This window comes from Paenibacillus sp. DS2015, from assembly GCF_050433705.1.
Taxonomy (GTDB): domain Bacteria; phylum Bacillota; class Bacilli; order Paenibacillales; family Paenibacillaceae; genus Paenibacillus_AQ.
Map to the genome: position 1 here is coordinate 25,675 of NZ_JBNPWS010000002.1, position 26,968 is coordinate 52,642.

Below are 26,968 nucleotides of genomic sequence, written 5' to 3' on the forward strand. Positions count from 1 at the left end.
TGTCGGTGGACAAGATTATTAAAGTAATGATTTCACATCATGATCTTGTCGAAGGAGTACTACGAATGCGTCAATCGCCAAAGCATAGTTCCTCACAATGCCTACCCTTGATGTCAAAGGGGAGTCTTTATGAAGCTCTTCAAATCGACCGATCTGCTTATGAACTAGCCTTTTCCATGACTGCGGAATATCCTAAGGGAAATCGACAAGGGAGCATTCCAAGAAGTTGAGTATACAAATATTAACTTGCAGAAATATAATCTAATCATTGGGACAACCTGCGAAATAGCGGGTTGTTTTTTTATTACTTGTTATAAAAAGAGTATATTCGGGTAATAACAAACAGATCAATATTTAAGCAATGTAGCGGTAATAGCAACTTAATACAAAAACATGTTTTATTGGGAGGGCTTGAAATGGCAAAGCATATACAGGCGTACTTTAAGACAGAAAATCAAGCAGAGAGTTCGAAAACAACATTGTTTACTTACAAGACTGAACAGCTAGAAGTGAGCAAATTAGAGAATGCCATTGGTAAAAGTAATAATGTGCTATTCCCCTTAGTTGCAACTGGCAATATGAACGGAGATTCCGTGGGTATGGTTGGCACGCCTGGAGCTGTTACATCGGGAAATGTAATACCTGTAATTGAAAGAAACGATGTTACAGATACAAAGTCGGACTTAGCAGAAGATGAAAACCCTGATAGGCAGGGATCGTTACTTGATGCGGGGGATGTATCAACGAATGATTACAATGACTTGAGGTATGTACTCGTCGCTAAGGTCGAGGATCTTGATTATAATGAGATTGTGCAAAAATTGCGTCAAAATGGAGCATATGTAGAAAAGCTTGATTAAGCACTAAAAGTAAACGCTTTCTATTCTGTAATATAATCGTAATATTAGCTTCATGTTCTCTTAACATTGACTGTCTATAATAGACCTATGACCCCCTTTTTTAATATAACTTTGGACCTGCAATGTTGATTGCAGGTTTTTTTCTGTCATAATATGATGTCATGTCTTGACTTTAGTGCGCTAGTTCATTACAATCTAACAATAGTTTATATTTGATTCAATGACGGGAATAAGTACTCCGTGCCCCACAAGATCAGAGAAGAGTCCCTTTGGCTGTAAGGATTCTCTTGATGACCGGAAGAATGACCTCCTCGAGAACAGTCGGCGAAACAAGCGAAATGTCTATCCAGACATTCGTAGTAGCTGAACTGCGCTGAACGGGCGTTAATCGTGTAAAGCAGATACCCTAGCATGGTTGTGCAAAATGTGGTTAGGGGAGTTATCTGGAATGTGGGTGGTACCACGGGTGATTTTATTAATAACAATCTCTCGTCCCTGGGTCTTTTTGAACAGGGCGAGGGATTTTTTTGTTATCTTAGAATGTATGATTTTGTAAACGGGGGTAAGTTAAATGGCCTTTCAAAAACCGACAGGAACGCAAGATTTGTTGCCTGGTAGTGTAGAAAAATGGCAGTTTATCGAAGAAAAGGCGCGGGATTTATGTCGACGTTTTAATTATCGGGAAATCCGTACGCCACTGTTTGAGCAGACCGAACTTTATGTACGTGGTGTCGGTGATACAACGGATATTGTCGAAAAAGAAATGTACACTTTTAATGACAAAGGCAATCGTAGTATGACGCTTCGTCCGGAAGGAACAGCAGGTGTGGTACGCGCCTACGTGGAGAATAAGATCTACGGAGAACCTGATGTTAGTAAGTTATATTATATTGGACCGATGTTCCGCTATGAGCGTCCACAAGCAGGACGTTACCGTCAGTTCCATCAGTTCGGTATTGAAGCTTTTGGAGCGACAGACCCAGCTATTGATGCAGAGGTAATATCGCTTGGGTATCAATTTTGCCGAGAGTTGGGACTACAAGGGGTGAAGGTGGAAGTGAACTCTGTTGGTAATCCTGAAATCCGGGAAGCATTCCGCGAGAAATTACTGACATTCTTAAATCCGATGAGAGAGAGCCTGTGCAAAGATTGTCAATCACGGATAGATCGCAATCCGATGCGGGTACTTGATTGTAAAATAGATCAGGATAAGTTTGATGATGCACCTTCTATTCTAGATAGTCTCGATGAGGAATGTGCTAGCCACTTTGATAAAGTGAAACAGCATTTGGATACTATGGGAGTCGATTACGACGTCAACCCACGACTGGTTCGTGGATTGGACTATTACACACACACGGCCTTTGAGTTTAAGGCAGCGGGCATTGGTGCTATTGATACCATTGGAGGCGGAGGACGCTATAACGGTCTTGTGAGTGGCATTGGTGGACCTGACCAGCCGGGTATTGGTATAGGTATTGGTCTAGAACGTATCCTTCTCATTCTTGAGAACCAACAGATTGAGCTAAATGCTGTGAAACCGCTGGATGTATATTTGGTTGCTTTAGGTGAAGCAGCCGAAAACGAGATTACGAAACATGTTTTCAAATTACGTCAGCTTGGGATTTCAGCAGAACGTGATTACTTAGGGCGTAAGATGAAAGCACAGATGAAATCGGCAGATCGCCTCAATGCTCGTTACACAGCTATTTTAGGTGACAATGAGTTAGAACGTGGAGAAATTGCGCTGAAATCAATGGAAACTGGTGAGCAACGAACTGTGAAATTGGACGAGCTATCTCAACATCTTATTTAACAAGTCTATATGGCTAAATATATTAAAAGGGGATTGATGAACAAATGTTAAGAACCCATCAATGCGGAAATTTAACGACAGCAAATATTGGTGACACGGTTACACTGAACGGTTGGGTGCAAACTCGTCGTGATTTAGGAGGCGTATTGTTCATCGATCTACGTGATCGGAGTGGAATTGTACAGACTGTATTTAACCCTTCTTACTCTGGCGATGCGTTAGCAATTGCGGATAAAGTTCGCAGTGAATATGTATTAACGGTTACAGGTAGCGTTGTACAACGTGATGCAGAGACCGTTAATGCTAATTTGCCAACAGGACAAATTGAAGTACGCATTACAGAAATTGAAGTCCTAAATGCTGCAAAAACTCCTCCATTCTTCATTGAAGATGGTGTTGAGGTCGATGAGTCATTACGTTTGAAATATCGTTATTTAGATTTGCGTAGACCCGAAATGCAAAAAACGTTAATATTGCGTTCTAAAGCAGCTAAAATATTCCGCGATTTTCTGGATGAGGAAGGCTTCATTGATGTTGAAACTCCAATATTAACGAAGAGTTCACCAGAAGGTGCTCGTGATTACTTAGTACCTAGTCGTGTGCATGCAGGAGAATTCTTTGCTTTGCCACAATCACCACAAATTTATAAGCAATTACTAATGGTAGGTGGATTAGAGCGTTATTATCAAATTGCACGTTGTTTCCGTGATGAAGATCTTCGTTCTGACCGTCAACCTGAATTCACGCAAGTCGATATTGAGACTTCTTTTATAGATCGCGATACTTTATTAGCCATGATGGAACAACTTATGGTGCGTCTGTTCAAAGAAACAATTGGTGTAGAACTATCCACGCCATTCCAACGGATTAGCCATGCTGATGCTATGAATAAGTACGGATCTGATAAGCCTGATCTTCGTTTCGGTATGGAACTTATTGAGATGAATGATCTTGTAGGAAGTAGTGGGGTAAAAGTATTCGCTTCTGTTATCGAAAAAGGCGGAGAAGTGAAGTGTCTAAATGCCAAGGGCTGTGGGACGTGGAGCCGGAAAGAAATTGATGAGTTAGGTCCGTATGCGGCTCGTTATGGAGCGAAAGGACTAGCATGGATCCAAGTGAAGGAAGGCGAACTCAAGGGTCCAATCGTGAAATTCTTTACCGAAGAAGAAATTGAAGCAGTCAAGGAACGTACAGGTGCTGAGGAAGGTGACCTGTTACTCTTCTCGGCAGATACGAAGAAAGTGGTGGCTGACGTATTGGGTGCATTGCGTCTGAAAATTGGTCGTCAACTAGGACTAATTAACGATAAAGAATTTAAATTTGTATGGGTGTTAGACTTCCCATTACTTAGCTACGATGAAGACCAAAAACGCTATATAGCAGAACACCACCCCTTCACACGTCCGAAAGATGAAGATGTAGCGCTATTCGATACAGATCCATTACAAATGCGGGCTGAAGCTTATGATATCGTACTGAATGGCTATGAAGTTGGTGGGGGTTCGATGCGGATCTACCAACGTGAAATTCAAGAGAAAATGTTTGCTGCGTTAGGCTTGTCACCAGAAGATGCATATGACAAGTTTGGGTACCTACTAGATGCTTTTGAATATGGTACTCCACCTCATGGCGGTATTGCCTTTGGATTCGATCGTCTAATTATGTTATTGACGGGCCGTACGAACTTACGTGAAACGATTGCCTTCCCGAAAACGGCAAATGCTACGGATCTGTTGATGGACGCTCCATCTGAGGTTGAGAATGTGCAATTAGAACAACTTCATATTAAGTTGGCCAAAAAACCGGGTGAAGACAAGAAATAATAAAGGAGACCTTCTTACGATGGTACATCAATTCTCACGAACGGAACTTGCAATTGGGCCTGAAGGGCTTGATATCATGAAGAATAGTACGGTGGCTGTGCTAGGGATTGGCGGTGTGGGTTCCATTGCGGTGGAAGCCTTAGCTCGTACCGGTGTGGGCCGTATCATTCTAATTGATAAAGATGTAGTAGACATTACAAATATCAATCGCCAGATTCATGCCTTGTTAACGACGGTAGGTCAGAAGAAGGCCGATCTGATGGTTGATAGAGTCAAGTTGATTAATCCGGAATGTGAAGCAATTGCACTCAATATGTTCTACACAGATGAGACCTATGAAGAATTGTTTAAATATGATTTGGATTATGTTCTCGATGCTTCAGATACGGTTGTTTACAAAATTCATATTATCAAAGAATGTCTGAAGCGGAACATTCCTATCATTTCAAGTATGGGTGCAGCGAATAAAATGGATCCAACCAAGTTCCAGGTGGCGGACATATCCAAAACAGAGATGGACCCACTGGCTAGAGTTATTCGTACTAAGCTGCGCAAGGATGGTATTAAGAAGGGCGTAAAGGTTGTATTCTCGACAGAAAAACCGATCAAGCCGCGTGCGGATGTGACGCAGCAGATCGTTCCCGAGAATGCGCCTGAGATCCGTAAGGCTCAGCAGCCGCCTGCTAGTAATGCCTTTGTGCCACCGGTGGTAGGTTTAATTATGTCTAGTGTAGCTGTGCGTGACTTATTGGCTAAGCAGGGAATACAGACATAAATAAAACAGGAATTTGGATTAAGAAGATCCAGGTAGTATGAAGATTGAATCTTCTACAAATTCTATAGAATAGTAAGTATTTATATTAAAAGCATTGTACCGGTATCCAATGGGTGTCCGGTACAGTATGCTTTTTTTTGCGCGGTTTAAAATAGGATATAGAAATATTACACGATGGGAGTTCTATACTTGAAATTAGGGTTTTGGAATAGATGTTTGGGGGTTCGACCAGAAGATCAATGGAAGACAGAATGCTTTGCTGGGATTATTTCATATTTCTCAGTGGTATACATTGTGATGGTTAACGCCACTATACTTCATGATGCAGGCATGCCATTAAATGCAGCTATGGTAGCAACGTTACTTACCTCTATCGTAGGCTGTTTGTTGATGGCTTTTGGTGGTAAATCACCGATTATAGTCGTACCAGGTATGGGGATTAACGCCTTTTTCACATACACGCTCGTTCATTCTATGAAGCTAAGTTGGCAAGAAGCATTAGCAGTGGTCACAGTGACAGGGATCATATTTGCGATTGTCGCATTTACTTCACTGTATCGAACGATTAGTCAAGCTATTCCTTTGAATCTACAGCATGGGATTACAGTAGGAATTGGTTTATTTCTAACCTTTATCGGGCTTCAAAAAAGTGGAATCGTGATTGCACATCAGACTACATTTGTAGCGATTGGACATTTCAATGATCCATCTGTGATTGTGGCTTGCGTAACTCTGCTTTTGGCTCTGGTACTTTTTGTACGTGAGGTAAAGGGAGGATTACTAATCAGTATTCTTGTAGGGACCGGTTTGGCATTCCTACTGGGTGCAGTAGATACTTCGAAGAAGGTAGAGACGGGGCAGACTTTTCAGCAATATGGAGAAGTATTTGCTCAGCTATCGTGGGCCAACATGGGGCAATTAGTATTCTGGATAGCGATATTTCTCTTATTGCTGATTGTGGTATTCGAGAATATTGGTTTGGTTGCTTCTCAGGTTGCTATGATTGACCGACCGGAGAATTTCAAAGGAAGCTTAAGAGCGTTGGCAGTGACCAATATATTTGCAGGTATATTTGGGAGCAGTCCAGTCGTGGCTGCAGCAGAGTCGACAGCTGGAATCGCCGCTGGGGGCCGTACAGGGTTAACACCTTTGGTCACGGCAGTCTTGTTTGGGGGGACCTTCTTTATCATTCCGATCCTAACCTTAATTCCTGATAGTGCTATTGCACCAATCTTAATTATAATTGGGGGATTAATGGTACAAAATGTGCGTGAAATGAACTTTACGGATCTTACGGAAGCTTTTCCTGCTTTCTTAATTATGGTGATGATTCCCTTCACCTATAGTATTGTCGATGGTATGGCGTTTGGTTTCATTGCTTATCCAGTGGTAAAGCTGGCTCAAAAGCGAGGTAGTGAGGTTTCACCTGTATTGTATGGTATTTCACTATTGTTTGTAGCTAATTTTGTATTAAATGCTCTGATGTGAAATTTAGCCGAACCATTTGATTTTAATGTTAAGGGCTATTCCTTACAGATAAGGGCTATAGTGTCACCGCTGGCATTGTGATATACTTGGTATCCTTTTTATGTCTATTCTAAAGAGGGCGAGCAGACGGGGGTTCAGAGTAACATTCATTTTTCAAACACTGATTTTGATGTTGAGCCATTGTCTTACACAATAACTTTTAGGAGGTAACTGAAATTGGAAGAAAATTTTCAAAGTGCCTATCAAGAGGAAGAGAACAGGTTGAACGAAACCGTCTCAGAAATTGATAACCAGCTTCAAAAATTACGCGGAATAGATGTCTATACGGGTCATGATTTTACAGAGCAGATTTTGGAGGCAGGGCGTGAAGAGAAGCGCCAAAATTTAAATAAAAGCCTGCAAGAGCCTTACTTTGGTCGTTTAGATTTTCAAAGTACCAAGGATCAGGATCGTAAGCCGCTATATATTGGCAAAATAGGTGTGGATCGTGAAGTGATCACAAATCAGCCACTTGTCATCGATTGGCGTGCTCCAGTAGCCAGTCTATTCTACTCGTTTACGGGTGGAGATGAAGCAGCAACCTATGATGCCCCTGAAGGGCTAATTGAAGGTCTTGTGTACCTGAAACGTAACGTTGTTATACGTAAACAGATTTTAGAGCGAGTTGCGGATACGTTTAATCGTGAGAGCGAGCAGCCTGCTGTATCTGATGAGTTTCTAGTGTATCGGCTGGGTGAGAATAAGGATAACCGTTTACGTGATATCGTCTCTACGATTCAGGCTGAACAGGACAAAATTATTCGTGCAGCGAAGAATACAGCGCTCATTATCCAAGGTGTTGCAGGAAGTGGAAAAACAACTGTAGCCCTACATAGACTAGCCTTCTTGCTGTATCAATATAAAGATCAGGTATCTGCTGAAAAGATGATTATTTTTGCGCCTAACCATATGTTTTTGGATTATATTTCGGACGTGCTTCCTGAACTGGGCGTTGGAGATATTCAACAAAGTACATTCGCTGATTGGGCTATGGATGTACTTGAACTAGATTTGCCGCTAGTAGACCAATCTGAGACGTTGGATTATTGGTTTGAGAGGTCTGGAGGAACACGGGAAATCAATGATGAGGTATCGGGGCGATTCAAGGGTTCCTTAGTATTACAAGAGATGATTAAAGGCTGGATAACTGCCTTAGAATCTTCATCTGTCCCAGATATGGACTTTATTCCATGGGAAGGTTCTGTGTTGCCACAGACTCAGATCCTGTATTGGTATAACGAAGAATACAAGCCCTATCCACTTGCCAAAAGAAAAGAGCGTGTGATGGCGAGAATACATCGTTGGGTAGAAATGGAGCTTAAAAAGTCACCTTCTGAGGCCGTGTTTAAGGACCGCAAGAAAAAAGCGGCTCAACGAGAAAAAAGTTACGCAACAAAATGGCCGAAATACGAGCCTTTGACTTTATATAAACAAATGTTTCGAGCGATGAAGATGCCTACAGGTTCACCAGAGGACTTGCTACAAGGCATTCCTGTCCATGTGCTGAAATCAACGCAAAAGGATCTCAAACAAAACTTGATCCGTGAAGAAGACCTGCCGGCTCTTCTGTACATCCACTGCTTATTGAATGAAATGAAGAGTGAACAACGATTCGACCATATTGTCATTGATGAGGCGCAGGACTTTTCACCCTTTCAGGTAGCCGTATTAGATCTATTTGTTCGAGGTCATTCCTTTACGATTCTTGGTGATTTATCTCAGGGGATTCACGCTTATCGAGGGGTTCAGCATTGGGATGAGATGAGTTCATTGTTTGAACCCGAGCATACTGCTTATTTCGCTTTAACTCGAAGCTACCGATCTACTATGGAAATTATCGAATTTGCGAATGGTATTCTGGAGAAGGGTGTAGGCAGTGACTTGATGGCTGTACCTGTGTTTCGTAGTGGAGATGCAGTGAGGTTGATCCAATATGGTAAGGACGATCGTTTGGATAATCTGCGTGATGCATTGTCAAGACTCTCCTCAAAGGAATATCGGACCGTGGCGATTCTGACAAGGACGCTCCGAGAAGCCAAGACGTTATATGAGCAGATGATAGGCGAAGTAGAGGATCTTCATTTGATTGATGGGGGAAAGCAGGCTTATGAAGGTGGGCTATCTATTCTTCCAGTTTATCTGTCCAAAGGGCTTGAATTTGATGCTGTCATCGTAGCGGATGCTGATCTTGAACATTATGGACCTCAGGCTTGGGATGCTAAGCTCATGTACGTAGGCTGTACCCGTGCTCTGCATGAGTTGTGGGTTCTCCATGGTGAAGATGTTCCAGATTATTTAGGAAATTCGCAGCCTGAAATTATGGTCTACGGTTGGCCTGAAATATAAGAAGTTACTAGGTAAAGAACACTTATAGTTATTCTTTCACTTGAGCATGAACCTTGTTGTATGCGTTAATAAGGATGTCGGAACCGACTAAACGCTCTGAAAGGAGGCTGATTGATTTGATCACAGTATACGAGGTGGTTTCCGCGTAACGCGGAAACCTCGCAAGAGGGAGACCGTACATGGTCTCCCTTATTTATTTGCGGGGAAGTTAGGGTTTGCTGGACGATCCTAAATTTGTAGGTGGATCCCGTGACATGAGAAGCAGTTTTAATTATAATGAAGTTAAATATTTCATAAAATTTACAATTAGAAGGGAGGCGAAATCAATGGTACAAAGTTATGTTATTGGATCAGTAGACGGAAAATGGTTCAAGGAGGACGTTGATTATCGCAAATTACAAGAATGGCAAGGATGTGCTTCCACCTCAGTTGTTGAAGGAGCTTCAACATTATATTGAAGGTGAATTAATATACATTCCCAAGAAAAGCAATCAACGTGTGGGTTGGGGTGAACTCAGCGGTACACGGCAAATGATTACGAGTAGAAATGAAGAAATATTTGAATTATATTCATCGGGTCATTCCGTGGATCATTTAATGCAATCTTATCACTTGTCGGAGGATAGCATCCGTAAAGTAATCTTTAAGATGCGCGCGGAACATGGAAAAGAAACGATACAAAGTTAAGAACATAACGTTGACTAAAGCAAGGAAATCGATGTCCGAATGGATCTCGATATCCTTGCTTTATTTGGAGTGTGATATGATAGAGAAGGTTGAAATTAGCACAAGGAAGTGAGAAATGCATGGATTTATTTTCTTTTCAGCAGGAATCGGACTTGGGGTCGCGTCTACTAGCAGACAGAATAAGACCGGTGAAACTGGATGAATATATCGGACAAGAACATATCATTGGTCCAGGTAAGCTTCTTAGACGAGCCATTGAAGGGGATCAAATCTCATCAATTCTACTCTATGGTCCACCCGGATCAGGTAAAACAACATTAGCTCACATTATTTCGTTTCATACGAAGGCTGAGTTTGTAAGATTGAATGCGGTTGAAGCTTCCGTAAAGGATGTACGTGAGGTTATTGAACGTGCGCAGAGTAACAAATCGTTGTATGGCACGAAAACCATTTTATTCCTAGATGAGGTCCATCGTTTCAATAGCTCTAGACAGGACGCGCTGCTACCAGCCGTGGAGAAGGGGACCATTATTTTTATTGGGGCTACGACAGAGAATCCCTTTCATTACGTAAACGGTGCTTTGATGAGTCGCTCAACGTTGTTTCAGCTGAATGCACTGACGAAGGATGATTCCTTAATAGCTATGAAGCGGGCGCTTGTGGATACTGAGAAGGGTCTTGGCTTCATGAAGCTACAGGCAGATGATGAGGCGTTAGATCATATTGCCACGATGGCCAATGGCGATATTCGTCGTGCACTGAATGCATTAGAACTAGCAGCGATGACAACACCGCCAGAGAATGACGGTACCGTTCACATCACGCTGGAGGTAGCCGAGGAGTCGATTAGACGACCTCTTGTCAGAGCAGATGAATCTACCCAGTATGATGTATTATCTGCTTTTCACAAAAGTATTCGTGGCTCCAGTGATGCTGCGTTGTTCTGGTTCCTATATGCTGTAGAGAAGCTAGGTATGGACCCTATGGTGTTTCTACGGCGTCTGATTGCAGCGAGTAGCGAAGATATCGGACTGGCTAACCCACAAGCTATGGTACAGGCTGTGAGCGCCTTAGAGGCATATCGTAACAATGGATGGCCTGAAGCGAAGCTTAACATTTCACAAGCGATATTGTTTGCTGTAGAAAGCCCTAAATCCAATGCGGTGTACACTGCTATTTCACGTGCGATGTCGGCGATCGAGGAGGTTAGGTCAGCCGAGGTTCCTCTGCATCTGCGAGATACGCACTACAAAGGGGCCGTAAAGCTGGGGCATGAAGGATATAAATATCCACATGACTTTCCCAATCATTATGTGAAACAGAATTACCTACCTAAAGAAATATCACGACGTGTGTTCTATCAAGCTACAGAGCAGGGTAATGAGTCTAAAATTAAATTGAATCAGCAGCGACGATTAGAAACGTGAAAAGTGAATAAAGTAACGAACCTTTGTTGCTTCAATTCGCGGAGTTGAAGGGCGCATGATATGTGTCCTTTTTTCTTTATTTCATATAGCAGTCATCAAAAGGGACCTGACGGTAAAATATCGTCAGGTCCCTTTTTAAAATGAAATATGTTGGTTAAGCTAGTTGTCTAAACCGCTGTATACGCCACTTTTTCAACTTGATCTATTGTCCCGCCTCCAAGGCATTCTTCCCCTTGAAAGAAAACAACGGCTTGTCCAGGTGTAATCGCTTTTTGTTCTTTCGCAAAGGATACATGGACACTGCCATCTTCGAGCCAGTTCAAGGTTACCTCTTGATCAGGCTGGCGATAGCGGAACTTAGCTGTGCACTTGAAAGGTTCTGTAGGGATAGATGTTGAGCCTGCAATCCAATTGACGCCAGTAGCAACAAGTCCCGTAGAATATAGGCTAGGGTGTTGGTCTCCTTGGACAACATAGAGGATGTTACTCTCAAGGTCTTTATCAGCTACAAACCAAGGCTCACCCGAGCCGGATCCCCCAATGCCAAGCCCTTGGCGTTGACCTAGGGTGTAGTACATTAACCCATCATGATTCCCTTTGACCTCACCTGTTGCAATGTCGACCATTTTTCCGGATTTTGCAGGTAAATACTGACTAAGAAATTGTTTGAAATTTCGTTCACCAATAAAACATACGCCGGTACTATCTTTTTTCTTAGCTGTAGAGAGACCCGCAGCCTCGGCAATGCGCCGTACTTCAGGTTTAGGAAGATGCCCAATTGGAAACATTGCTTTAGAGAACTGTTGTTGATTTAATGCATTCAAGAAGTAGGTTTGGTCCTTGTTGTTGTCTATTCCACGGAGTAGCTTGAAGATGCCATCTTCCTCAATTACTCGGGCATAATGACCTGTCGCCACATAATCAGCACCTAAATCAAGTGCTTTATTCAGAAACTCACCAAATTTAATTTCTCGGTTACACATCACATCAGGATTGGGTGTTCGTCCAGCTTTATATTCATCTAAGAAATAGGTAAATACTTTTTCAAAGTATTCCTTTTCGAAATTGACAGTATAGTAGGGAATATCGATCTGCTCACATACACGGCGAACGTCTTCTGCATCGTCCTCTGCCGTACAGTTTCCTAATTCGTCGGTGTCGTCCCAGTTTTTCATGAAAATGCCGATAACATCATAACCCTGCTCCTTTAGAAGTAGTGCGGTTACGGATGAATCAACACCACCGGACATGCCGACGACGACACGTATATTTTGATTTTCTTTAGACATCGTCATCACCATTCTTATCGTTGTATTGTATTCATAATGTATTTTATCATATCTTAACGAAGATCACATACGCCTAATTTGTCCACTCAGGACGAACATTCAATCATTTTGTGTAGTTTCTTTTCCCTATTTGAACTGAATATGATACCATACTAATAGTAATGATCGGAATAGAGTGGAATACTGGATTTAGATCTAGAAGTTACCTCTTTTTATCCGATAATCTACTACCCAATGAACAAACATAAATCATACATGGATTTCATGAAAATAGAAAGAGGTGTCATCGATGAAAATATCAACAAAAGGTCGTTATGGCTTGACCATCATGATGGAGCTAGCTGCTAAATTTGGTGAAGGACCTACCTCACTGAAAAGTATCGCTGAGAAGAACCAACTTTCCGAGCACTATCTTGAACAATTAATAGCTCCACTTAGAAATGCAGGTTTAGTGAAAAGTATCCGTGGAGCTTATGGTGGCTACATACTATCCCGTGAGCCGGTTTCTATTACTGCGGGTGATGTTATCCGAGTGCTTGAAGGACCTATATCTCCAGTGGATTTCACCGTTGAGGATGATCCAGCGAAACGGGATCTATGGCTCAGAATACGGGATGGTGTTGCCAATGCGCTTGATTCAACTACGCTGGCAGATTTGATATCTTTTGAAGAGAAAAAGCAAGAAAACAACTACATGTTCTACATTTAATAGGTGGTGAGTTAATGATGAATTCAATTTATTTGGATCATGCGGCTTCCACCCCCATTCATCCTCAAGTGGCACAGGTCATGATGAAGATCATGACTGAACAATTTGGGAATGCTTCTAGTATTCACTCTTTCGGTAGAGCCGCTAAACGTACGATGAGCGGAGCACGTGATCGTGTCTCTGCTCTATTAGGTTGTGGTCCCGATGAAGTGGTGTTCACAGGAGGGGGTACGGAGAGCGATAATTTAGCGTTGTTTGGCATTTCTTCTGCCTTGCAGCACAAAGGTAAACATATTATTACGTCTGCAACAGAGCATCATGCTATTCTACACGCATGTGCTGAACTGGAGAGACAAGGATACGAAGTGACATATCTACCTGTGGATCATACAGGACGGATTCAAATAGAGGACGTTGAGAAAGCCATTACGGATGAGACGATCTTAATTAGTATTATGTATGGTAATAACGAGTCAGGCACAATTCAGCCTATTGAAGAAATTGGGAAGCTTGCGCAAAGCCGCGGCGTCCTTTTTCACGTGGATGCAGTGCAAGCGCTTGGGAGTGTGCCTATCTCTTGCAAGGATCTACCTGTAGATCTAATGAGTTTCTCATCGCATAAAATTAACGGTCCGCAAGGTGTAGGGGCGTTATATATTCGTCGCGGCCTCAAGATGAATCCACGTTTATACGGGGGACTTCAAGAAAAGAAACGTCGTGCAGGCACAGAGAATCTGGCGGGTATTGCTGGTTTCTCTAAAGCAATGGAGATTGTTACGGAAAACTTACAAGATAGACAATTATACTATTCATCGCTTCGTCGTACATTACTTCAAGGATTGGAACGAGAAGTGGGTAGTTCATCCTTTGTGGTAAATGGACATCCTTCCGCCTATCTACCTCAAATTATTAATATAAGCTTCCCAGAAATGGCTACGGAGACATTATTAATGAATTTAGACATAGCCGGAATTGCTGTGGCAAGTGGTTCGGCATGCACCTCGGGTTCTCTAGAATTATCTCATGTGTTAAAGGCAATGAAACTTCCTGATTATCTTTTGCGTTCAGCGATTCGATTTAGCTTCGGTCTGGGTAATACTGTTGAAGAAATGGAAATAACAGCTCAAAAACTTGGAACCATTCTACGAGGTTTACGTAATAAATGACAGGGAATTCTCTCATTATGGACAAGGAGGGTATAGATATCTATTTCGTCGGGAAATTATAGAAGGTAACCATGAGCATCGTATGCGATGGAACTATAGTTTTCTACTAGAAGGCGATAAGGAGGTATTCTGTTATTAAGCTGCAAGAAATGATTGGGCTTTCTGTATTTGACGTAGAAGCTGGTAAAGAAATCGGTAAGGTTTATGACTTCATGCTTAGTCCTGATTGGAAGATTCAAGGACTTGAACTTGAAGGTAAAGGATTGTTCTCTCGTTCAGCTAAGGTCGTCGATTGGGGAGATATAATTGCATACGGTGAGGATGCCGTGATGGTTCATAATCAACAGGCTGTTCACAAGCTGAAAGCCGACAACATACAGTTTACCTATTCACTTGGAAAGAACAAACTGAAAGATTTACCTGTTCTAACGAAGGAAGGTGTTAGGCTTGGGGTGATCTCTGATGTTTACTTTGACCAAGAAATGGGCAATACAATACTAAGTCTAGAAATAAGTGATGGATTTGTCACAGACCTGATGGAAGGCCGTAAGTGGCTGCCTTGTACATCTGATATGGCTATTGGAGAGAATGCAGTGATGGTTCCCTCAATGAGCGAGGAGCGGTTACTAAATGCCACTCATTCTGTTAACGGATAGGTGATAAGAATATGAGATGTCCTAATTGCAATTCCAAAGATATTGGAAAGATCGGATCTCACCAGTTTTATTGTTGGGGTTGCTTTATTGAACTTACAGTTAACGGAGAGAAAATGTCGGTGTATCAAGTTGAGGAAGATGGAACATTGAGTTCACTGGATGATTTATTTTTTGGTGAAGAAATGGCACTCGACTTTCCTCAGACACAAGTCTCTTCATAATTGTTAAAGTTTATTTTTCAACAACGGCTTCAAGTACCAGGTTTACATATAAAAAGCATCCTGTATTTGTTGGCTGAGATGGCCAAGTCATACAAGGTGTTTTTTGTTTTTCGAGGTGACTCCATCTTGAGGTGAAATCTCATTATATTTTAGGTTATTCTTCAAGTTGTGGACATATACTACTAATAAGAAGCTAGTCCGCAAAGGAGGAATAATCGCTTGGAATCGCTCCCTCAGAATAAATGGTTTCGCCTTATGATATGGGTGTTAATTGGACTGATCATTGTTTATTTTACATGGTTATTACGACCTTTGTTTATACATGTTTATGAATTCCTAAAGGTTATTCTTGCCCCTTTTCTAGTGGCTATGATTATTTCTTATGTTTTGAATCCCGTAGTATGTATGCTTCAGAATCGAAAAGTTCCCCGTAGTATGGCTGTCTTGCTCATCTATGCTGTTTTTATCACATGTCTGGCTGTGATTGTGATTAATATGATTCCAATGTTTATCGAGCAACTTGAAGAATTGAATGAGCATTTACCAGAGATGACCATGCATGCGCAAAGTTTCGTAACGAATCTGGATAATAATCTGCTTCCATCGGGTGTGAGAACGGGAGTCACGAATTGGTTTTTTCAATTAGAAGATAAACTGGCCTTAGGAATTTCAAATTTCATGAATCACATTGGGAGCACCCTTAACATCGTACTTAATATCTTTATCGTTCCTTTTCTTATTTTTTATATCCTGAAGGATTTCGATCTGTTGGAACGTACGGTTGTTGCATATTTGCCTCGTGCGCGGCGTAAATCGATTGTAGTTTTACTAAAAGAAATTGATGATGCGCTCGGTAATTATGTTCGTGGTCAATTTTTGGTATGTCTCATTATTGGTGTTTTTGCTTATATCGGATATATGATCATAGGCATGCCATATGCTTTGTTGTTAGCTAGTGTTGTAGCTATATTCAATGTTGTACCATATTTAGGACCCTTTCTGGGTGCTGCTCCTGCCGTAATTATGGCATCTACCGTTTCTCTAAAAATGGTGTTATTGGTTGCCGTGGTGAATACCGTGTGTCAAATTTTAGAGAGTAATGTGATTTCTCCGCAAGTGGTGGGACGAAAGTTGCATCTACATCCTGTGCTTATCATCTTTTCACTTCTAGTTGGAGGCGAGATAGCGGGAATCGTAGGGTTGATCTTAGCTGTTCCCTTTTTAGCTATTATTAAGGTCATTATAGCTCATTTTTTTGCTTATTATGTCAAAAGGAAGACCATATAAGACCTAGATTGACAGAAGCATAGGACCTCTATATACTTGTACTGATAATGTGTAAACAATGGATAAATCGAAGATGAAATGAAGTACGACGGTGTTCCTTACCCAGAGAACAAGCTCCTACATAACCGTAGTTATGAAGGCTGAGAGAGCTTGAAAGTGTTGCCGACGGAAAGCTAATTTCGGAGTGTGAATGAACTTCACCGGGTGGACCCCGTTAGCAGCCCTTACAAAGGCGATCGCTAGTAATGGTCTCTCAGCATATTGTATGCATGGAGAGAAGGCGATAACCAGGGTGGTACCGCGAGTTCCTCGTCCCTGAATATTCAGGGGCGTTTTTTGTGTTTACTGGCATGGATATGTCACACCTATATTGATGGAGGCGGTAGTTAATGAAAGCAAGTGAGATTCGTTCTAAATGGTTGGAATTTTTTGCGGAAAAAGGACATAAAATCGAGCCAAGCGCATCGCTCGTACCTCATAATGATCCTTCACTTCTATGGATTAATGCTGGGATGGCGCCACTTAAGTCTTATTTTGATGGACGCGTAAAGCCTGATAATCCACGTCTTGCTAATTCGCAAAAGTGCATTCGGACGAATGATATTGAGAATGTCGGAAAGACACGTAGACATCATACATTTTTTGAAATGCTAGGTAATTTCTCAATTGGAGATTATTTCAAGGAGGAAGTAATTACTTGGGCATGGGAGTTCCTAACGGACAAGAAGTGGATTGGGTTCGATCCAAACAAGTTGTATGTCACTGTATTTCCTGAAGATGAGGAAGCTTATAAATATTGGCATGAAAACATAGGGCTTCCTGAGGATCATATTGTGAAGTTGGAAGATAATTTCTGGGATATCGGTGAGGGACCTTGCGGTCCATGTACAGAAATTTTCTATGATCGTGGTGATGCTTATGGCAAATTGGATTCTTCTGATCCGGAAATGTATCCGGGCGGAGAGAATGAGCGTTTCTTAGAAGTATGGAACCTCGTGTTCTCTCAATTTAATCACAATAAAGATGGAAGTTATACACCACTCCCTAATAAAAATATTGATACGGGTGCAGGTCTGGAGAGATTGGCTTCTATTCTACAAAATGTGGATTCCAACTTTGACACCGATTTGTTCATGCCACTTATTGAACGTACTGCGAAGTTAGCAGGTGTGACTTATAAAGATAGCGTAGAGACAGACATTGCATTAAAGGTCATTGCTGACCATGTTCGTACGGTCTCTTTTGCTGTAGCTGATGGTGTTCTTCCTTCTAATGAAGGACGTGGATATGTTATTCGTCGCTTACTTCGTCGGGCTGTTCGTTACGGCAAGATGATGGGGCTCAGCCGTCCGTTTATGTATACATTGACTGAGACGGTTGGAGACATTATGGGTGTCTACTACCCAGAAGTCGTTGAGAAGCGTGAGTTTATTGCTAAGGTTATTTTCACAGAAGAAGAGCGGTTCCATGAGACTCTCTCTGATGGTTTAGCTATTCTAGAGGATATTAGTAGTCAAGCCCTTAAACAAGGAATTAAAGTGATTAATGGTAATGATGCTTTTAAATTATATGACACGTATGGATTCCCATTTGATCTGACTGAAGACTACGCTGCGGAACATGATTTAACAGTAGATCGTGAAGGGTTCGACATAGCGATGCAGGAACAACGCACACGTGCTCGTGCTGCACGGCATGAGGGAGATAGCATGAAGGTGCAAGGTGGCGTTCTTTCTGACTTTACGATTAAAAGTGAATTTGTTGGATATAATGATTGCGTAACCGAGGCTGAGATTATGGCGATTATTGTCAATGATCAGTTGGTTGATACTGCAAGCGAAGGTGTAACGTGTCAAGTCGTCCTTGATAAGACTCCATTCTATGCGGAAAGTGGCGGACAAATTAGTGATCAGGGCGTATTCCAAGGCGTTAGCGTTGTAGCTAAAGTGGAAGGTCTATTCAAGGCTCCACAAGGACAACATGTTCATCATGTACAAGTAGAGTCTGGTGAGCTAAAAGTTGGCGACAAAATTAAAGCGGAAGTAGATCGTAATAAACGTGCAGATATTGTGAAGAATCATACGGCTACGCATTTGTTGCATAAAGCGTTAAAAGAAGTACTGGGTGGTCATGTGAATCAAGCGGGATCACTTGTTGAAACACAGCGGTTACGTTTCGACTTCTCTCACTTTGGCAGTATTACAGCAGAAGAGCTGACAGACATAGAGCAACGCGTAAACAAACAAATATGGAATAGCCTAGATGTGAATATTGAATACAAACCTATTGATGAGGCTAAATCACTTGGTGCGATGGCTTTGTTCGGAGAGAAATATGGCGATATCGTGCGTGTCGTGCAAGTTGGAGATTATAGTCTAGAGCTATGTGGGGGTTGTCATGTAGATAATACTTCCCAGATTGGTATCTTTAAATTAGTGAGTGAAAGTGGCATAGGATCAGGAGTTCGTCGTATCGAAGCTGTGACTAGTCGTGCTGCTTATCAGTTCATGGAAGGGCAATTTGATGTGCTGAAACAATCAGCAGAATTGCTCAAATCTAACCTATTGGATGTTCCAAAGCGGATTGAGGCATTACATCAACAGGTTAAGGAAATGGGTAGAGATAATGAGTCTTTACAAAGTAAATTAAGCATCATTGAAGCTGGTAAGCTAAGTGATCAAGTTGTGTCCATTGGTGGTGTTGAATTATTGGCTGTTCGTGTTCAAGCGAATAGTGTAGACGCGCTTCGTTCACTGGCTGATGAATTGAAGGGGAAAGCTCCAAATGCTATACTTGTGCTCGGAGCTGCTATGGAGGATAAAGTGAATTTTATCGTAGCTGTGCCGCAAGAACTAGTGAAATCCGGCTTTCATGCGGGTAAATTAGTCAAAGAAATTGCTGCGGTATGTGGAGGCGGCGGAGGCGGTCGTCCAGATATGGCGCAAGCGGGTGGCAAAGACGCAAGCAAGCTTGATGAAGCTTTGACATTGGCACAAGAGCTTGTGGGAAGTAAATAAGCGAGCTAAAAGAAAAATTGTTGTTAATTATTCGGATTTATTTCACCTATAGATTTCCTTACACCGTGGTGATTATGGTATGATATGAAATAGATACACAGTTTTTTGAATCAATTGTTCAAAACATGGTTTCATGTTTTTGAGAAGCGAGGTGTCTTGAATGGATTCCATGGATAAGACAGTCAAATTTAATGTTACAGGTGATGAGTTAGAAGCATCCTCGAAAGAGATCCTTCTAACGGTATATGATGCGTTGGTAGAGAAGGAATATCATCCTATCAACCAAATTGTCGGGTATCTTTTATCTGGTGATCCTGCTTATATACCTCGCCATAACAATGCAAGAAGTCTAATTAGAAAAAAAGAACGTGATGAGTTGATTGAAGAACTAGTTAAGTTTTATTTAGCCAATCACCGTTAGGAGAACTTCATGAGAATCATGGGATTGGATTATGGGGATCGCAGAATCGGTGTAGCAGTCAGCGATGCATTTGGCTGGACTGCTCAAGGGCTTGAAGTCATTGAACGCCGTCGTGAAGGGGCTGAGTTTGACCGGATTGCGGAAATAGTTCGTGAGCGCGAGGTTTCTGAAATTGTGGTTGGTTTGCCCAAGAATATGGACGGTACCGTAGGTTTCCGGGGCCAAATATGCATTGATTTCGCAGATAAGCTGAAAGAATTATTGTCGCTTCCTATTCATTTACGTGATGAGAGGTTGACAACCGTGTCTGCAGAGAAAACACTGATTGAAGCTGATGTTAGCCGGAAGAAGCGCAAAAAAGTCGTGGATATGATGGCCGCAAGCTTGATTTTGCAAAACTATTTAGATTCTAAGAGTATAAGGTGAGGGTGATACCAATGGCTAATGATAATATGAGTTTAGAAGAAGAACCGGAAATTATTTATATTCCTGATGATGAAGGCAATGAAGAAGAGTTTGAAGTCATCATGAAATTTGAGGTGGATGGTTCTGACAGTTTGTATATGATGGTTGTACCGATGGACTCTGAAGATGAAGAAACCGATGAGGTCTATGCATTTAGATATGTTGAAGACGGTGACGATCTTCAGTTGTACATGATTGATAACGATGAGGAATGGGCGATTGTTGAGGAAACATTCAACACGCTTGTTGCTGAACTTGACGACGGAGAATAAGGGGTGTAACTATGAGTGATTTTTCTGTGCATCAAGCTGCATGGACCAATCGGCTAAAGGAAACATTTGGACCTACTGTAGAACTTGAGGACGAGGATGGAACAACTTCTGTTTTTGATCTAACGGCTGAGTTTGTGGTAGGGGATCAAAGTTATGCTGTATTGCAGAGTGTTGATGATAAGAGTGAAGAATATGACATTCTTAAAGTCGTAACTTCTGCTGAGGGTAATTTAGAGCTAGTTACGATTGATGATGACGAGGAATGGGAGAACATCGCTGAGTTATATGATGAGATGACTTTTCCTCAGGACGACATCTAGTATAATATATTCTAATATCAAATGCTGAGAGGGCGGATTAATCCGCTCTTTTTGGCTGTGAAGGGACTGGGTTTTCTTTGAGGACTAGAACCAGAATCATCGGATTTATGTTTTTGCTGCTAGTCTTAATCATCGCGGGTGCTGCATTCTATGTATGGAATGGCATGCAACCGACCACAGCATCCAATGAGCCTGTTACGTTCACGATAGAGCGTGGGATGGGTACGGCAGAGATTGCAGAACTATTACAAGATAAACAATTGATTAAGAATGAATTTGTTTTCAAGGGATATTTGAAATATACAAGTCAAGGAAGTCGCTTCCAAGCAGGGAAGTATTCCGCTACACCGGGAACGAAAATTGATGAACTGATTACGATGCTGAATGAAGGAAATGTTCTTAAAGATGAAATGCTTTCCTTTACAATACCCGAAGGATATACCGTGGAACAGATGGCAGATAAATTGAGTGAAGAGGGATTCGTAGATAAGCCAACATTTATGCAGATAGTCAATAACCCTTCGAGCATTAAGAGCGCATTAGTGGCGGATATACCTAAAGATGCTGGAATTAAGCATGCACTCGAAGGCTATCTTTTCCCTGAAACCTATGAGTTGAATAAAGGAAGCACCGAAGCTGATATTATAGATACGATGACGTCAATGTTGCAACAGAAGCTGGAGAGTATCGATAACTTGGAACAGAAGTTGAAAGATCGTGGACTTCGTTTGCATGAATTGCTAACGGTAGCCTCTTTAGTGGAACGTGAAGTTGTAGTAGAGCAGGAGCGATCCCTTGTGGCGGGGGTTATTTATAATCGTCTGGAGATTGGACAAAAACTTGAGATTGATGCGACAGTGCAATATTCGTTGGATGAGCCAAAGGAACGCCTGTTATTTAAAGATCTCAAGGTGGATAGTCCCTATAACACTTATCGGATAGAAGGTCTCCCACCAGGTCCTATAAGTAACCCTAGTCTTGCTTCAATAGAGGCTGCTTTGAGTCCCGAATCTACACCCTACTTATTCTATGTAACGAAGAAGGATGGATCACAGGGGCATTTATTTGCTAAGACCTATAAGGAACATTTACAAAATATTGAGAAAAGCAATAGTAAATCACAATAATAGAGGTGCAACATGATTAAAAAACCTGAGCTTTTAGTAACTGCAGGTTCTGTTAAAGAAGCCATTGTTATGATGGAAGCTGGAGCTGACGCCCTTTTAATCGGACAAGACAAGTTCGGTATGAGATTATCTGGAGATTTCTCTATGGAGGATATTCGTGAAACTGTTCAATTAGGACATGCACGTAACGTCAAAATCGTTGTTAGTCTTCAGAATATAATGACGAATGATTTATTGAGTCTTTTACCGGATTACGTTAAAGCTCTAGCTGAAGCGGGTGTAGATGCAGTCGAGTTTAATGATCCAGCTGTAATCCTTGCGGTCAAAAGCCATGCTCCTTCCGTGAAGCTTCACTGGAATGCTGAAATGACATCGACCAACTACGCTACGGCGAATTATTGGGGAAGAAAAGGTGCAACACGTGTCGTGCTGGCTAGAGAGCTCAGTATGGACGAGATTATCAGCATGAAGGATGGACTTCTGATTGAATCACAGGTGCAGGTACATGGGATGACCAATATTTATCATTCGAAGAGACATTTAGTAGAAAGTTATATGTCCCATCAGGGGCGGCCTGTAAGGGATGGTAACTTAAGTAAGGAAAGAGGCCTGTTTTTGATTGAGGCAGAGCGTGCAGATGAGAAATATCCAATCTATGAAGATGTCAACGGAACCCATATTATGAGTGCTGATGATATTTGTATATTAGAAGATCTACATGTACTTATTGAAGGTGGTGTAGACAGTCTTAAGGTGGAAGGACTGCTTAAACCTCTTATTTACAATGAAACGGTAGTTAAATCTTATCGCCACGCGATCGATACGTATGTATCGGACCCTTTAAATTACGTATATCAGGAACAATGGATGGACAACATTCGCAGTGTTCAGGATCCTAACCGTGAGTTGACATTCGGCTTCTTCTATAAAGAACAGGTATATTAATCACAAGCATAAATGAGGTGGACATGAAATGAAGGTCATGAATGAGAAACCCAAACATTTCGGTAAAAGATATCGTTTGGATAAACCGGAGCTATTAGCACCCGCTGGAAACTTGGAAAAATTGAAATTCGCAGTTCATTATGGTGCAGATGCTGTTTATATTGGTGGACAAAAATATGGTTTGCGTTCTAACGCAGATAATTTCAGCTTTGAGGAAATGCGTGAGGGTGTTGAATTTGCTAAAAAATACGGGGCTAAAGTATTTGTAGCTACGAATATTTACACTCATAATGAGGATTTAGAAGGTATTGAGGAGTATTTAAGAAATCTACACAAAGCAGGGATCGCGGCGATTATTGTTGCGGATCCCTCGATTATTGAAATCGCGCAACGGGCGGTTCCAGAAATAGAAGTTCATCTTAGTACACAACAATCAACAATTAATTGGCAGGCCGTGCAATTCTGGAAGGAAGAGGGACTCCCTCGTGTTGTATTAGGTCGCGAAGCTAGCTTACAAGAAATTGCTGAGATCAAACAGCATGTAGATATAGAGATCGAAGCTTTTATCCATGGAGCGATGTGTTCCTCCTTCTCTGGGCGGTGTGTACTGTCTAACCATTTCACGGATCGGGATTCTAATCGTGGAGGGTGTTGTCAATCTTGTCGTTGGAAATATGACTTATTTGAAGAATCTTCCTCAGAAGAGAACTGGGTTTCCGAAGAGGAATTGCATGAAGCTACGCCTCCTACGAAGGAAGGAGTAACACAGAATTCGTTATTTCAGCCAGAGGATAATGCCTTTTCAATGGGTTCTAAGGATTTATGTATGTTGGATAATATTCCTGATTTAATTGAGGTGGGGATCGACAGCTTCAAAATTGAGGGGCGTATGAAATCACTACATTATGTAGCGACGGTTGTGAATGTATATAGACAAGCGATTGATTCATATTTCGCTGACCCCGAAAATTATGTGCTTAAACCAGAATGGGTTGAAGAAATGAATAAGGCGGCAAACCGACCGCTTAATACAGGTTTCTTCTATGATACACCGGACCATGAAGATCATATTTATGAACCGGAGGCGAAGGGAAGCCCATATGATTTTGCTGGTTTGGTATTAGAATATGATGCTGAGAAGGGAACGGCAGTTATTCAGCAACGGAATCATTTCAAGAAGGGTCAAGAAATCGAATTTTTTGGACCGGGCGGAATCTTTTTTAAACAGATTGTTGAAACTATTTGGGATGACAAAGGTAATGAATTAGACGCAGCAAGGCATCCACTACAGAATATCGTGATGAAAGTGGATCAGCCGGTGCATTACTTTGACATGATGCGAAAGAAGAATTAAGTATATTTAGATATAGGTCGTTAATCCTAGATTAACGACTTTTTTTTGTCTGAAGCTCTTTTTTAGCTTATAGTAGGTAATTTGATGTAAAAAAATAAAGCGCATACAAAGGAATCATGAAAATAATGTCGAATATTATATGATGTATAGCGTAGCGTAATAACTTACATGATGCGTCATGCAAAAATTATGTGGTAGGTGATAATAATGGGGATCGGTTCGAAGAAGAATAAAAAGCAACAGGAGGTAGTAAAGGTGCAGGAGAAAGAGAAAGTAAAGAAAAAAGATAGGGGGGAAATAAAGAATACATATTCAAATATAGGTGAAACTCAGAAGAGTTCTAACATATTTGAACAGGTTAAGAAATTTAATCCTTCTAAGTCGGTAGGCGTTAAGTTGTTTTTGATTTTCTTTGTTGCCATTATAGGTTTTGTACTGTTAGTAGGAATTCTTTCTTACTCCAGTGCCAAGGGAATCATTGAGGATAATGCAGCAAATGCCAATAGACAGACTTTGATTCAGACAGCTGATAAATTAGATCTAGTATTTAAACAATTTGAAGAAAGCTCTTTACAACTATTTTTCGATACTGAGATGCAAGACTTAATGAATCAAATGTCAAGCAAGCAATCTGATTATGATTCTTTTGTGTTAAATGACAAAATCAGCAAAAAATTAGCGAATCATGCCAACGCCAATAATTCGCTTAACGGATTATTTATTGTATCCCCAGATGAGAAAACAAAACCCATCTATACAGGGAGTATTTCAACGGATTTGGAGAACGTTCGTAGTCAATTATGGTTTGGAGAGTTAAAAGAAAAGAATGGTACCTACTGGCTTCCTTCAGAGAAGGGTAAAGATGGATCAGCGTTTTTAAAACTAGCACGTTCATTTAAAAGCTTAACAGGCAGCACAGAAGCATTCGTGATCGTACTAGAGATTAAAGTGAGTGCTTTGGAGGATCAAATAAAAGGTATTGATCTGGGTGAGGGCAGTAGATTAGAGCTTAACTCCAAAGATGGAGATATTGTAGCGTCCAATAAAGATAACTTGGCAGCTACGAAGACAACATTTACATTTATGACTTCACAAGATAAACCTTCGGATAGCCTAATAACCACCGATGAGAATGGCGAAAAAGTGTTAGCCGTTTATAGTACGCTGGACAACACGGGGTGGCAGCTTATTGGTACAGTTCCTACTTCTGAATTGGTAAAGGATGCAAGATCTATCCTAACCCTTACAATTTGGTCTGCAATAGCAGTTGCTGTCATTGCTCTTCTAATTGGATTATGGCTAGTGCGTATGATTGCTCGTCCTTTAAGTGATTTGAAAGGGTTAATGATTGAAGGCTCGAAGGGAAATCTCAAGGTTCGTTCTGGACATGTGTCTAAAGATGAGATTGGCGAGCTTGCGGGCAGCTTCAATACGATGATGGAACAGATTACAGATCTCGTACATCAGACGAATAATACGGCTCTAGAGGTTCTTCGAACAGCTGGAGAGTTATCCGATGCATCTAAGAAAACGGCTATTTCAGCCAAGGAGATCGCTGTTGCTACTGAAGAAATAGCTAATGGTGCAAGTAGCTTAGCTACTGAAGCAGAACGAGGTAATGAACTTACAGACCATATATCTCGGCAAATGGTAGCTGTAGTTAGTGCCAATGAAGATATGGGCAAGGCGGCACGCCATGTTGAAAGCTCCAGTCAAAATGGTACTAAACAATTGAGTAACCTATTAGACTCTACACATCAGACGGAAGACATGACACGTGGATTAATGCATAAGGTAGATGGGCTCAAAGAGACCACACTGTCAGTTAATAAAGTACTTGAAGTACTGCAAAATATTACGAAACAAACGAATATCCTTTCATTGAATGCGACCATTGAAGCAGCACGTGCTGGAGTCGCAGGTAAAGGGTTCATGGTTGTCGCTGATGAAATTCGTCAATTAGCGGACCAATCCAAAAATTCTATTCAAATGGTTGGTGATATTACAGATCGTATTATGATTGAGATGAATGAAACGGTTAAGGCATTGTCTGATGCTTACCCTCTCTTCCAGCACCAAATGAGCGTTGTCCAGGAAACCAATGAAATTTTTGTATCGGTTGAAGGGCAAATGGGAGACTTTATTCATCAATTGGATACGGTAACTCAATCTATCGGAGGATTAAACAATTCACAATCGATTTTAGCAGATGCGATGAGCAACGTAAGTGCAGTAGCGGAAGAGTCCTCAGCTACTTCAGAGGAAGTTGCATCACTTAGTAATGAACAACAAAGTATCGGTGAACAATTGGTTCAATTGTCAGCCCAACTAGAGAAAGTATCAAATGAATTAAAAAGTACATTGTCTTTCTTCACAATCTAATATCTAGTAAGAACAAGAAGTAAGGGATGTCTCAAAAGTCATTGAAAATGACTGGAGACGTCCTTTTTTTGTGTGA

The 26,968-nt window shown here is 41.3% G+C and carries 24 protein-coding genes; 23 read left to right on the forward strand and 1 reads right to left on the reverse strand.

Annotated features, from left to right (window positions below):
* Positions 1-5 precede the first annotated feature (5 nt).
* From J2T13_RS01990 to J2T13_RS02030, 9 genes are all read left to right on the forward strand, one after another.
* Complete coding sequence (locus J2T13_RS01990; RefSeq protein WP_429367847.1) at positions 6-230, forward strand: hypothetical protein; 225 nt, start codon at positions 6-8, stop codon at positions 228-230.
* Positions 231-416: 186 nt separating this feature from the next.
* Positions 417-860 (forward strand): hypothetical protein, encoded by a 444-nt coding sequence (locus J2T13_RS01995; protein WP_429367849.1) that lies wholly within the window; start codon positions 417-419, stop codon positions 858-860.
* 571 nt (positions 861-1,431) lie between these two features.
* Positions 1,432-2,676, forward strand: a complete 1,245-nt coding sequence (gene hisS, locus J2T13_RS02000; protein ID WP_429367851.1) for a histidine--tRNA ligase — start codon at positions 1,432-1,434, stop codon at positions 2,674-2,676.
* 44 nt (positions 2,677-2,720) lie between these two features.
* Positions 2,721-4,499 carry an aspartate--tRNA ligase gene (gene aspS / locus J2T13_RS02005; protein WP_429367853.1) on the forward strand — a complete coding sequence of 593 codons (1,779 nt, stop codon included), beginning with the start codon at positions 2,721-2,723 and terminating at the stop codon, positions 4,497-4,499.
* Positions 4,500-4,518: 19 nt separating this feature from the next.
* Positions 4,519-5,274 (forward strand): tRNA threonylcarbamoyladenosine dehydratase, encoded by a 756-nt coding sequence (locus J2T13_RS02010; protein ID WP_429367855.1) that lies wholly within the window; start codon positions 4,519-4,521, stop codon positions 5,272-5,274.
* Positions 5,275-5,463: 189 nt separating this feature from the next.
* The gene (locus J2T13_RS02015; RefSeq protein WP_429367857.1) at positions 5,464-6,762 is read left to right on the forward strand and encodes an NCS2 family permease; all 1,299 of its coding nucleotides are present in this window, start codon (positions 5,464-5,466) and stop codon (positions 6,760-6,762) included.
* A gap of 216 nt (positions 6,763-6,978) precedes the next feature.
* Entirely contained in the window at positions 6,979-9,147 is a 2,169-nt protein-coding gene (locus J2T13_RS02020; protein WP_429367859.1) for a HelD family protein, read from the forward strand.
* A gap of 384 nt (positions 9,148-9,531) precedes the next feature.
* Positions 9,532-9,834: a CD3324 family protein gene (locus tag J2T13_RS02025; RefSeq protein ID WP_429368292.1), complete on the forward strand. Its 303-nt coding sequence runs from the start codon at positions 9,532-9,534 to the stop codon at positions 9,832-9,834.
* A 119-nt stretch (positions 9,835-9,953) separates the two neighbouring features.
* Entirely contained in the window at positions 9,954-11,261 is a 1,308-nt protein-coding gene (locus J2T13_RS02030) for a replication-associated recombination protein A (RefSeq protein ID WP_429367860.1), read from the forward strand.
* Between the two features lie 167 nt (positions 11,262-11,428).
* Here the strand turns inward: J2T13_RS02030 and mnmA are convergent, their stop codons facing one another.
* Positions 11,429-12,556 carry a tRNA 2-thiouridine(34) synthase MnmA gene (gene mnmA, locus J2T13_RS02035; protein ID WP_429368294.1) on the reverse strand — a complete coding sequence of 376 codons (1,128 nt, stop codon included), beginning with the start codon at positions 12,554-12,556 and terminating at the stop codon, positions 11,429-11,431.
* Between the two features lie 283 nt (positions 12,557-12,839).
* On the opposite strand from mnmA, the gene cymR reads away from it, so the two are divergent.
* The 14 genes from cymR to J2T13_RS02105 all read left to right on the forward strand — a co-directional run bounded on the left by cymR (position 12,840) and on the right by J2T13_RS02105 (position 26,892).
* Complete coding sequence (gene cymR, locus J2T13_RS02040) at positions 12,840-13,259, forward strand: cysteine metabolism transcriptional regulator CymR (RefSeq protein WP_429367862.1); 420 nt, start codon at positions 12,840-12,842, stop codon at positions 13,257-13,259.
* Positions 13,260-13,276: 17 nt separating this feature from the next.
* Entirely contained in the window at positions 13,277-14,425 is a 1,149-nt protein-coding gene (locus J2T13_RS02045; RefSeq protein ID WP_429368295.1) for a cysteine desulfurase family protein, read from the forward strand.
* Between the two features lie 134 nt (positions 14,426-14,559).
* A complete protein-coding gene (locus J2T13_RS02050; RefSeq protein WP_429368297.1) occupies positions 14,560-15,081 on the forward strand; it encodes a PRC-barrel domain-containing protein in 522 nt (173 codons plus the stop codon).
* An 11-nt stretch (positions 15,082-15,092) separates the two neighbouring features.
* Positions 15,093-15,302, forward strand: a complete 210-nt coding sequence (locus J2T13_RS02055) for a hypothetical protein (RefSeq protein ID WP_429367864.1) — start codon at positions 15,093-15,095, stop codon at positions 15,300-15,302.
* A 255-nt stretch (positions 15,303-15,557) separates the two neighbouring features.
* The gene (locus tag J2T13_RS02060) at positions 15,558-16,589 is read left to right on the forward strand and encodes an AI-2E family transporter (protein WP_429368299.1); all 1,032 of its coding nucleotides are present in this window, start codon (positions 15,558-15,560) and stop codon (positions 16,587-16,589) included.
* Positions 16,590-16,978: 389 nt separating this feature from the next.
* A complete protein-coding gene (gene alaS, locus J2T13_RS02065) occupies positions 16,979-19,606 on the forward strand; it encodes an alanine--tRNA ligase (protein WP_429367866.1) in 2,628 nt (875 codons plus the stop codon).
* Between the two features lie 160 nt (positions 19,607-19,766).
* The gene (locus tag J2T13_RS02070; RefSeq protein ID WP_044875944.1) at positions 19,767-20,027 is read left to right on the forward strand and encodes an IreB family regulatory phosphoprotein; all 261 of its coding nucleotides are present in this window, start codon (positions 19,767-19,769) and stop codon (positions 20,025-20,027) included.
* A 9-nt stretch (positions 20,028-20,036) separates the two neighbouring features.
* A complete protein-coding gene (gene ruvX, locus J2T13_RS02075; RefSeq protein ID WP_429367869.1) occupies positions 20,037-20,453 on the forward strand; it encodes a Holliday junction resolvase RuvX in 417 nt (138 codons plus the stop codon).
* An 11-nt stretch (positions 20,454-20,464) separates the two neighbouring features.
* Positions 20,465-20,764, forward strand: coding sequence for a DUF1292 domain-containing protein (locus J2T13_RS02080; protein ID WP_429367870.1), 300 nt, complete (start codon positions 20,465-20,467; stop codon positions 20,762-20,764).
* Between the two features lie 11 nt (positions 20,765-20,775).
* On the forward strand, positions 20,776-21,084 hold the full coding sequence (locus J2T13_RS02085) for a DUF1292 domain-containing protein (protein ID WP_429367872.1): 309 nt from the start codon (positions 20,776-20,778) through the stop codon (positions 21,082-21,084).
* A 107-nt stretch (positions 21,085-21,191) separates the two neighbouring features.
* The gene (gene mltG, locus J2T13_RS02090) at positions 21,192-22,211 is read left to right on the forward strand and encodes an endolytic transglycosylase MltG (protein WP_429367873.1); all 1,020 of its coding nucleotides are present in this window, start codon (positions 21,192-21,194) and stop codon (positions 22,209-22,211) included.
* A 12-nt stretch (positions 22,212-22,223) separates the two neighbouring features.
* Positions 22,224-23,156: a peptidase U32 family protein gene (locus tag J2T13_RS02095; protein ID WP_429367875.1), complete on the forward strand. Its 933-nt coding sequence runs from the start codon at positions 22,224-22,226 to the stop codon at positions 23,154-23,156.
* A gap of 28 nt (positions 23,157-23,184) precedes the next feature.
* Complete coding sequence (locus J2T13_RS02100; protein ID WP_429367877.1) at positions 23,185-24,510, forward strand: peptidase U32 family protein; 1,326 nt, start codon at positions 23,185-23,187, stop codon at positions 24,508-24,510.
* Between the two features lie 255 nt (positions 24,511-24,765).
* Positions 24,766-26,892, forward strand: a complete 2,127-nt coding sequence (locus tag J2T13_RS02105; RefSeq protein ID WP_429367879.1) for a methyl-accepting chemotaxis protein — start codon at positions 24,766-24,768, stop codon at positions 26,890-26,892.
* The last annotated feature ends 76 nt before the right edge of the window (positions 26,893-26,968 follow it).